This window comes from Pseudomonas caricapapayae, from assembly GCF_001400735.1.
GTDB classification, from domain to species: Bacteria; Pseudomonadota; Gammaproteobacteria; order Pseudomonadales; family Pseudomonadaceae; genus Aquipseudomonas; species Aquipseudomonas caricapapayae.
In genome coordinates, this window is sequence record NZ_LJPW01000087.1 from 25729 (window position 1) to 34372 (window position 8644).

An 8644-nucleotide genomic window follows, 5' to 3' on the forward strand; every position below is an offset into this window, starting at 1 on the left:
GACATGATCTGGTGGCTCACGGACTGAGCCCATCCCAACATCAGAGGTGAGTGATGGCGAACAATCTGGCATTGGGCCTGGTGATTGGCGGCGCTGTCAGCCCGACCGTGGGTGCGGCATTCAACACCGTTGAAAACCGCATCAAGAAGTTGGAGCAGCGCGGCAATCAGGCCAAGGTGCTGAGAAACACGATTGGCGAAACCATGCGTCTGCGTGACGAGTGGAAGAAAGCGCACGACAGTGGTGCTGCCTCGGCCTCTGGTTTGCTGCGCAAGCTTGAGAACAACCTCGACACCCTGCGCAAACAGGGTGTTCAGGTCGGTAAGCTCAGACAGGAATATCAGTCCCTTGACCGTGTGGCCAGAAGCATGGACCTCAAGGTCAAGGGACACCAACAGATCGAGCAGGGCAAGGCCGGGCTCAAGTCGGGCATCGGCACCGCCGTCGCGGGTGTCGGCGCATTGGCCGTACCGACCAAGATCAGTGCCGACTATCAGGCGATCATCCGGGACATCGCGATCAAGGCCGGTGTAGCCAATCAGCCGCAGGAAGCTGAGCTGACCACCTCGGTGATCAAGACTTCGCAAGACACGGGCATGGCACGCAATGACGTCGCCGACCTGGTCAACAAGCTGGTTGGTGCGGGCATGAGCCTGGACAAGGCGCTTTCCTACGCGCCGGTCGCTGCGAAGTTTGCGGTCGGGCAGGGGGCCAGCGGCAACGATACGGCCAACATGATTCAGGCACTGCAGCAGAATGCCAAGATCACCGATCCCAAGGTCATGGAAAAAGCCCTCGAGGCAATTGCCATGCAGGGTCAGGCGGGCAGCTTTGAGGCCAGTGACATGGCGCGTTGGTTTCCGCAGTTGCTGGCGGGCATGGGCAAGTTGGGTGTCACCGGCATGGATTCGGTGAGCCAACTCGGCGCAATGCTGCAGGTCCAGATGAAAACGGCCGGTGGCTCGGATGAAGCCGCCAACAACCTGAAGAACTGGATGGAGAAGATCGGCTCCACCGACGTGGTCAAGTCGTACAAGGACGTTGGTATCGATTATCAGGGATCGCTGAACACCGGTATCCAAAAGGGCATGTCGACCCTTGAGTCCAGCTTCGCGCTGGCCCAGCGCTACATCGAAAAGACAGACCCTGAAAAAGCCAAAAAAATGAAGGAGGCAACGGCCAAGATCAGTAAGGAGGCTGATCCGGCGAAAGCCAAAGAGATGCTGGACTCGCTGGAGCAGGCGCTGCGCACTGGCGATCTGTTTGCTGACATGCAGGTCAAGGCTGCACTGACCGCTTACACGCAGAATCGCGCGCTGTATGAGCAGCTGAAAAAAGACTCACAAAATGCTTCGGGGATCCTCGACAAGAACCTGGCCGAGCGCCGGGGTGCATCGTCGCAGATCTGGGCCGAGACGTTTCAGGCGGTCAACGACTCGATGCGCAGCATTGGTGACGCGATCCGCCCTGTCACCGACGCCGTTGCGAAAGGGATCACGGCAACGGCCAAGGAATTCACAGCGCTCTCTGATACTTCCAAGCCGGTGGTGCTGGCCATCGCATCGATAGGCACTGGGCTTCTGGCACTGAAGTCCGCTGCCGGGGTGTTCAAAATCGGCAAAGGGCTGCTAAACATTGGGCGTGGATCCCTGACTGGTGATCCAAACAAGGTACAGAAAGTCTACGTCACCAACTCTGGCGACAAAGACGATAAGTCCGAAGGGAAGGTGGGCGCGGTTAAAGGCCTGCTGGAAACCGGTCTCAAAGCGTTTAAAGGCAAGGACAAAGCAAAGGTAAAGGATAAGGACAAAGCAGATGCCGACGGCAAGAGCGGCGCTGACGATGCTGATGACGACGCAGAGGAACCCGGCAAGACCGGCTTTGATCCGGTCGATACCGGTCTGAAGATCCTCGATCTGTTTGGTGAGGGTGGCAACGACTCTGATGGTGCCAAGGGCGGCAGCAGCTCTGAGCCGCAGAAGGTCTTTGTGGTCAACGCCAGTGCGTTCGGTGGTGGTTCGGATGCACCGGGGGATCAACGCCGGTCACGGCGCAGCCGTCGGCGTGGTGCTGCAGGTGGTGCTGGTGGTCGACGCGCAGGACCTCCGCGCCCTCCGGTGCCGCCAGCCCCTCCTGTACCAGCAGGGCGCCTTGCGCGGTTGGCCGGTGCCGCAGGAAAGCTGAGCAGCGTTGCCAAGATGGTCCCCGGCGCGAAGTTTCTGGATGCGGGCATGCTCGCTCTGGACACGTACCAAAACGCCGAGACCCAGGACGAGAAAGCCGAAGGCTACGGCGGCGCTGCGGGTGGGCTGGCCGGTGCATTGGCAGGCGGTGCGGCGGGTGCCGCGATTGGCTCTATCGTGCCGGTGATCGGAACCGCCATTGGTGGCGCGGTCGGTGCCTTTCTTGGCGGCATGGGCGGCCAGGATATCGGTGGCTTTCTGGGCAAAGCGCTGTTTGGCTCAGATGAAAAAACCGAGGCCATCGCTGGGAAGACTGGTGATACCAAACCTTCTGCCGCACCTGGCGATGTGGTCAAAGCGATGGCTGCGGTAGCACCCGCACCTTTGGCGTTGCCTGCCGTGGTCAAGGCTGCCGAGCAGAGCAAGCCTGAACCCACCAAGGTCGACCAGCAATTCACCTTCTCGCCGAATATGCCCGTCAACGTACAGGGCGATGTAAAGGACCCGGCACAGCTGGCAAGGGACATCGCACCGTACCTTCAGCGTCAGTTTGAAGAGTTCAGTCGGCAGGCGGCTGCCCGCCAATTGTTTGATGCCCCGCACGTGGGTTGAGGAAAGGTTATGGCTTATGCAGAACAGCTGCAGTCATCGTTGAAATACCTGATTGCAGCGGGAGAGGTGGGACGCCGTAGTCTGGACGACATGCTTGGTCCCTTAAACGGGGCCATTGGCGATATGACAGGGGCCGCGTCGGAGCTGGAGAACATTCCGTTCATTGGTCCGGCCATTGGTGAAAAACTGCAACGCACCATGCGGGGCATCAGTGTCGCGCAGACAAAGGTTGGGCAGGTAGCTGCGATGTACGGGCAGGCGACCGGTGCGGCGGCGCAGGTGCAAGAGCGCCTGGGGACGCTGAAAGAGCAAGCATCCAAAGCCGGTGCCGCGATCAATCGGGTGGCGGGAAGCGTCAGTCCGTCGCTGGGCAACATTGTCCCGACTGGCAGCTTTGCAACGCAGATGACACCGGCACCCGAGGCGGTGAAACCGTTTCCGCATCTGCTGATCATCCAGCCGCTCAAGCCCGAGTCTCAGCCTTACTACTTCAACCTGGACACGGCCGCTTTCGATGAGCTTCGCAGACAGACCGCGTTCCGCTGGGCCGGGCAAGAGCGCTTGACGCGCAGCATTGCGCAACAGGCGGTTGGCCTCGGTGACGACAAGTTGAGTTTGAAGGGGGCCATTTTTCCCGGCTTCAAGGGCGGCCTCAAGCAACTGGATACGTTACGCAGCATGGGCCGCAACTTGCAGCCGCTGAGCCTGACCACTGGTTACGGTGAGGTGCTGGGCAACTGGTGCCTGCTCAGTGTGGATGAAGAACAGAGCAACCTGCTCGCCGGGGGTATTCCCCGCAAGCAGGGCTTTTCACTGGAGTTTGTAAGCTATGGCGACGATCTGCAGAACGTCTGACGGAGATCTGCTGGACACTATCTGCCAGCAGTATTACGGGCATCTGAGCGGTAGCGTTGAGGCCGTGCTGGATGCCAATCAAGGTCTGGCCGACGAGCCCCAACCATATCGAGCGGGTGTGCAGATCCTGTTGCCGGACCTGCTCACCCAGACCGAGGAAGTGATACAGCTCTGGGGCTAGCTGCCAGCCGGTTCACATCCAACTTTTATTAACACTCGGCGGCGGATTCTGGTGAGTCCGTCATGCCTTGCCATGGACATTAAGAAGGTCTCATGAAGCCTGCATTCCGAATTGTTGCGGACAGCACCGACATTACGGCGTTGATCAACGACCGTTTGTTGCTGCTGCGCACAAGCGACAAGCCTGGCATGGAGTCAGATGAGTTTGAGCTGCGCATCGACGACAGGGATCGGGCCGTTTCACTGCCTGCGCGTGGTGCGGACATTGAGATATACCTCGGTTACGAAGGGCATCGGCTGACCCGACTGGGTCTATACACCGTTGATGACATCGAGGCGTCTGGTCCACCCGATACGTTGGTCATACGCGGCAAGGCCAGCGATATGCGCGGCAGTGGCCGGACCACCCGATCCGGCAGTTGGGAGAACGTCACCCTGCAGCAGATCGTCAGCGAGGTTGCTGCACGTAATGGCTGGAAGCCGGTGTGTACCGTCACGACAAAAGTGCCTCGCGTCGATCAACTCGACGAGTCGGATTACAACTTCATCACCCGGGTGGCCAAGAAGTATGACTGCACCGCGAAAGTTGCCGACGGTAAGCTGCTGGTGCTGCCTCGGCAAGACGGATTGAGCGCGAGCGGTAAGGCCCTGGGGGTGATAACGATCCGTCGTCACGACGTTGCACGCTGGCAGTTTCGCCTCAGCGACAAGACCACACAGAAAGCCGTCCAGGCCAAGCATCTGGATAAGAAAACTGGAAAGCTGCAGGTAGTTGAGCTGAGCAACGATCAATCCCCTAACGGCCTCCCGCCCGTTCATACCGACCGCCATATCCATCCCAATAAGTCCGCTGCTGAGCAGGCTGCCAAAGCGCGTCTCGCGGCATTCAATCGTAGTACCGCAGGTGTTCGGCTGGAAATGGCGGGGCGTACCGATCTGTTCGCCGAGCGAATGATCAATGCACTGGACTTCAAAGTCGGCCTTGATGGCGAGTACCTGGTTGACTCGGTTGAACAGGTCTTTACCCAGTCTGGCTGGACCACGGCTATTGAATGCAATGGTGGGAAGTCCGGTAAGGCTAAGGCGAAAGGCAAGAAAAAGAAAGAGAAGAAACCGGTCAAGGTCGTACAGCTTTAGCCCACCAGCTCAACATCTACTCATCAGGAGAACCACGCATGTCGATTACCACGCAGCAGTTGCTGCAGATCCTCCCCAACGCCAGCTCCCGAGCTGGCGTTTTTGTTCCTGTCCTAAACGTTGCGATGAGCAAATACGCCATCGTCACCAAATTGCGCATAGCTGCTTTTCTCGCACAGGTAGGGCACGAGTCCGGCCAGCTCCGCTACGTGCGCGAACTGGGCAGCGATCAATATCTCGACAAGTACGACACCGGGCGGCTGGCTGAACGCCTTGGTAACACGCCAGAGGACGATGACGACGGTCAGTTGTACCGGGGCAGGGGGCTTATTCAGGTCACCGGGCGAGACAATTACGCCGCGTGCGCAGAGGCATTAGGACTGGATCTACTCAAGCACCCCGAACTCCTGGAGCGCCCAGAGCATGCAGCCATGTCGGCAGGTTGGTTCTGGCACCGGGCTGGGCTCAATACCCTGGCAGACAAAGGCGACTTCCTTACCATCACGAAACGCATCAACGGCGGCACCAACGGTCTCGCAGACCGCCAAGCACTTTATGAGCGTGCTCTGAAGGTTTTGCTCTGATCGAGCTGTGGGCCATTCAGGCATTCACAAAACGAGTTACTGCAGCAGATTGAAAAAGAGCGACCAGTCGAGATGCGTCAACATCGCGGCTGGTCACCGTTCTCGCAGATTACCCCTGCAAGTCCAGCCAAGGCTCTCGCTTCGTGCACAAAGCGGAGCGAGCCTAGCACCTGTCTATATATACAGTAAAGGTCTTGCTTTCTATGTCCACACCCATCATCCCTTGGATGGGCGGCAAACGCCGCCTGGCCGACCGCCTCATCCCACTTTTCCCGCCCCACGAATGCTACGTCGAAGTGTTCGCTGGCGGTGCGGCCCTCTACTTCATGCGTCCCCAGGCAGCCCCCGTCGAGGTCTTGAACGACATCAATGGAGACCTGGTGACGCTGTATCGCGTCGTCCAAAACCACCTTGAAGAATTCGTCCGCCAGTTCAAATGGGCACTCAGCTCGCGCCAGGTATTTGAGTGGCAAAAGATGACCCGCCCTGAAACCCTCACTGACATCCAGCGCGCCGCCCGTTTCTTCTACCTGCAGCACCACGCCTTCGCAGGCAAGGTGAGCGGGCAGACATTCGGGACCGCAACGACAGGCCCGGCCATCAACCTGCTACGGATCGAGGAGAACCTTTCTGCGGCCTGGCAGCGTTTGTCGGGTACCTATGTGGAGAACCTGCCTTGGCTTGAGTGCGCCCAGCGTTACGACCGGCCTCACACCTTCCATTACATGGACCCGCCTTACTGGCAGACTGCTGGGTATGGCGTTGATTTTTCATTCGAGAATTATGAGCGGATGGCTGATTTCATGCGGACGTGCAAAGGCAAAGTGATGGTCAGCATCAATGACCACCCTGACATACGACGCGTGTTTGAAGGCTTCCATTTTGAAACGGTCGACATTCGCTACAGTACCGCGAACCAGCGAAAGGGGAAGGCCGATATCAGCGGTGAGTTGGTAATCATGAATTGGGTACCTGCCGCGCTCGGTGGGTTGTTCTGACGGCTGGCTGCACGGCTGGGGACCCCTCCTGACAATGACGGCCACTTGTATCTGGGCAGAGGGCTGATTTGGGTCACCGGTAAAATAAACTACGCTGAGTGCGGTGAGGTGCTGAGCTCTGATCTAATCAATCATCCGGAGCTACTGGAGCTGCCTAACCACGCCGCAATGTCGGCTGCATGGTTCGGGCACCGCTCCAACCTCGACACATTTGCGGACAAGGTGACTTTCTGATCATCACCAAGTGCTTCAGCGGCGGCACGGATGGTCTGGCTGATCGTCACGCCCTTATAGAGCGTGCATTGAAGGTGCTGGCGTGATGGGAGTGCAGTCGGCGTTCTGCTGATACTGTTGGCACCGGCTGGTGCGCTGTGCTGTTATGTGTCCACACCCATATAGTGATGGAGGCCTTCTTGGCTTGAAATGGGCATGCAACTACCTTAAGTTACTACTCCATAGTCAACTCGGCTGCCGGAACTGATGTTGTAATTTGATGTCACATCGGAGCTCTACGCCAATTAACGTGTAGCAAACGGCTACCAAGGAGAGGTAAAAGATGGCTTTCGACGCCTTTATTCAGATCGCAGATATCCCCGGCGAAGCTCTGGACGAGAAATATAGCAAATGGATTGAAATTATCGGTTATAACTTTGGCGTCAGCCAAAGCACCTCCGCAACCGCTAGTTCCGCGGGCGGCGCTTCATCTGGTCGCACGACTATGACCAACTTCATCTTCACCAAATACCTTGACAGCGCTAGTTGCAAGCTGATGGAAGCCAGCTGTGCAGGCCAGCACCTCAAGGAAGTGAAGCTGGTGCTCTGCCGCGCAGGCACTGACAAGCTCAAATACTACGAAGTGGTGCTTGAGGAAGTTATCATCGCGGAGTACACACAGAGCGCAAGTTCAGGTATCCCCATAGAAATCGTGCAGCTCAACTACGGCCGCATTAAAACTACCTACACATTGCAGAAACGTGTCGATGGCACAGCAGGAGGTAACGTGGCCGGCGGTTGGGACCGGATCAATAATAAAAAGTATTCGTGAGGCACGACCATGGCTGAAGTACGAACTTTTATCAATCCCAGAGCGCAGACCTTCGAATCTCTGAAAACCAACCTTGCGCTGCCAAAGAATACGAAGGCCAAGTTCGTCGCCCTCAACTCCCACATCTCGGGTGGCGTTGTTCTGCCTGGTGAGCTGGTCATCGTCGGCGATGCTTCTACGCCATTGTCTACTGCCCAGGAAGCTTTTTTAATGGTCAAAGCTGCTGAGGTGCATAGGGCATTGCTGGTTAATGGGGTGGAAGCTGATGATTTTTTTGTTGAGAATTTCGAGCTGCTCAAGCAGGCGATATCCTACACATCGATGGGGGTAGGCGCTGCAAGTGATGGTTGGGCCAAACATATGGAGGGGATTAAAAAAACGCTTCAAGACATCGAAAAGCTTTACCGGGATCACATGGGGTCCGGCACAATGACCCAGCGAGACGCTTTCTACGCCAAGCGAACCGAGCTGTTCATGAAGCTTGATAAGCTGCTGAATAATTTCCTGTCTTATGGATCCGGACTGCGTAATGAAGGCTCCATTAAAAGAATGCTTGGGCTTTCAACCAATAGCTATATGCATGCCGGAGAAATCCCAGGGTATGCCGACAAGGTATCTGGCGTGGCGAAAGCTGCTAAATGGATCAAAAGAGGAGCTTACATCGGGACTGCTCTTGAGGTAGGTTCTACCGGACTAGCCATTCATAAAGCTTGTACGCTGGGTCGTGAAGAGCAGTGTCGTAAGGCGAAATATATTGAGGGTGGTTCGCTATTGGGTAGCGTTTTTGGAGCCGGTGCTGGTGGATATGTAGGCGGAGTACTCGTCACTACAGCTTGCGTCGCAATTGGTATTCCAACTGGTGGTATGGGTACGCTTGCATGCGGCGTGATTGGGGGGGCTGTAGGCGGCTGGGGGGGAGGGGAGCTTGGCGAGTCGAAAGGTGAAAAATTTGGAGAGGTTCTTTACGGGAAAATGACAAATGACTAGCGCCCAAATAGATTTATTTTCTGGTTTTATATTAATAGCTATTGGGTTAGTGCTGGTTGCTAT

The 8644-nt window shown here is 56.8% G+C and carries 8 protein-coding genes and 1 pseudogene; all 9 read left to right on the top strand.

Annotated elements, in window-relative coordinates; all coding sequences use genetic code 11:
- The first annotated feature begins 53 nt into the window (after positions 1-53).
- The 9 genes and pseudogenes from ALO80_RS13095 (at position 54) to ALO80_RS13135 (ending at position 8581) form a co-directional block, all read left to right on the top strand.
- The gene (locus tag ALO80_RS13095) at positions 54-2795 is read left to right on the top strand and encodes a phage tail tape measure protein (RefSeq protein WP_055009324.1); all 2742 of its coding nucleotides are present in this window, start codon (positions 54-56) and stop codon (positions 2793-2795) included.
- 9 nt (positions 2796-2804) lie between these two features.
- Entirely contained in the window at positions 2805-3650 is an 846-nt protein-coding gene (locus ALO80_RS13100; RefSeq protein WP_055009325.1) for a phage tail protein, read from the top strand.
- Complete coding sequence (locus ALO80_RS13105; protein ID WP_024660331.1) at positions 3625-3831, top strand: tail protein X; 207 nt, start codon at positions 3625-3627, stop codon at positions 3829-3831. The genes ALO80_RS13100 and ALO80_RS13105 overlap by 26 nt, the downstream gene beginning before the upstream one ends.
- A gap of 92 nt (positions 3832-3923) precedes the next feature.
- Positions 3924-4967, top strand: a complete 1044-nt coding sequence (locus ALO80_RS13110; RefSeq protein ID WP_055009326.1) for a phage late control D family protein — start codon at positions 3924-3926, stop codon at positions 4965-4967.
- Between the two features lie 38 nt (positions 4968-5005).
- Complete coding sequence (locus tag ALO80_RS13115) at positions 5006-5551, top strand: glycoside hydrolase family 19 protein (protein ID WP_055009327.1); 546 nt, start codon at positions 5006-5008, stop codon at positions 5549-5551.
- Positions 5552-5754: 203 nt separating this feature from the next.
- Positions 5755-6549, top strand: coding sequence for a DNA adenine methylase (locus tag ALO80_RS13120; RefSeq protein ID WP_055009328.1), 795 nt, complete (start codon positions 5755-5757; stop codon positions 6547-6549).
- Positions 6550-6869: pseudogene (locus ALO80_RS13125) on the top strand (glycoside hydrolase family 19 protein); the annotation flags it as partial.
- Positions 6870-7105: 236 nt separating this feature from the next.
- Positions 7106-7594, top strand: a complete 489-nt coding sequence (locus tag ALO80_RS13130; RefSeq protein ID WP_055009329.1) for an Hcp family type VI secretion system effector — start codon at positions 7106-7108, stop codon at positions 7592-7594.
- A 9-nt stretch (positions 7595-7603) separates the two neighbouring features.
- Positions 7604-8581 carry a hypothetical protein gene (locus tag ALO80_RS13135; RefSeq protein WP_055009330.1) on the top strand — a complete coding sequence of 326 codons (978 nt, stop codon included), beginning with the start codon at positions 7604-7606 and terminating at the stop codon, positions 8579-8581.
- Positions 8582-8644 lie beyond the last annotated feature (63 nt).

Excerpts from the sequence above, each read along its gene's own strand:
- ALO80_RS13095 (WP_055009324.1), top strand. The coding sequence starts at position 54 with ATGGCGAACAATCTGGCATTGGGCCTGGTGATTGGCGGCGCTGTCAGC.
- ALO80_RS13100 (WP_055009325.1), top strand. The coding sequence starts at position 2,805 with ATGGCTTATGCAGAACAGCTGCAGTCATCGTTGAAATACCTGATTGCA.
- ALO80_RS13105 (WP_024660331.1), top strand. The coding sequence starts at position 3,625 with ATGGCGACGATCTGCAGAACGTCTGACGGAGATCTGCTGGACACTATC.
- ALO80_RS13110 (WP_055009326.1), top strand. The coding sequence starts at position 3,924 with ATGAAGCCTGCATTCCGAATTGTTGCGGACAGCACCGACATTACGGCG.
- ALO80_RS13115 (WP_055009327.1), top strand. The coding sequence starts at position 5,006 with ATGTCGATTACCACGCAGCAGTTGCTGCAGATCCTCCCCAACGCCAGC.
- ALO80_RS13120 (WP_055009328.1), top strand. The coding sequence starts at position 5,755 with ATGTCCACACCCATCATCCCTTGGATGGGCGGCAAACGCCGCCTGGCC.
- ALO80_RS13130 (WP_055009329.1), top strand. The coding sequence starts at position 7,106 with ATGGCTTTCGACGCCTTTATTCAGATCGCAGATATCCCCGGCGAAGCT.
- ALO80_RS13135 (WP_055009330.1), top strand. The coding sequence starts at position 7,604 with ATGGCTGAAGTACGAACTTTTATCAATCCCAGAGCGCAGACCTTCGAA.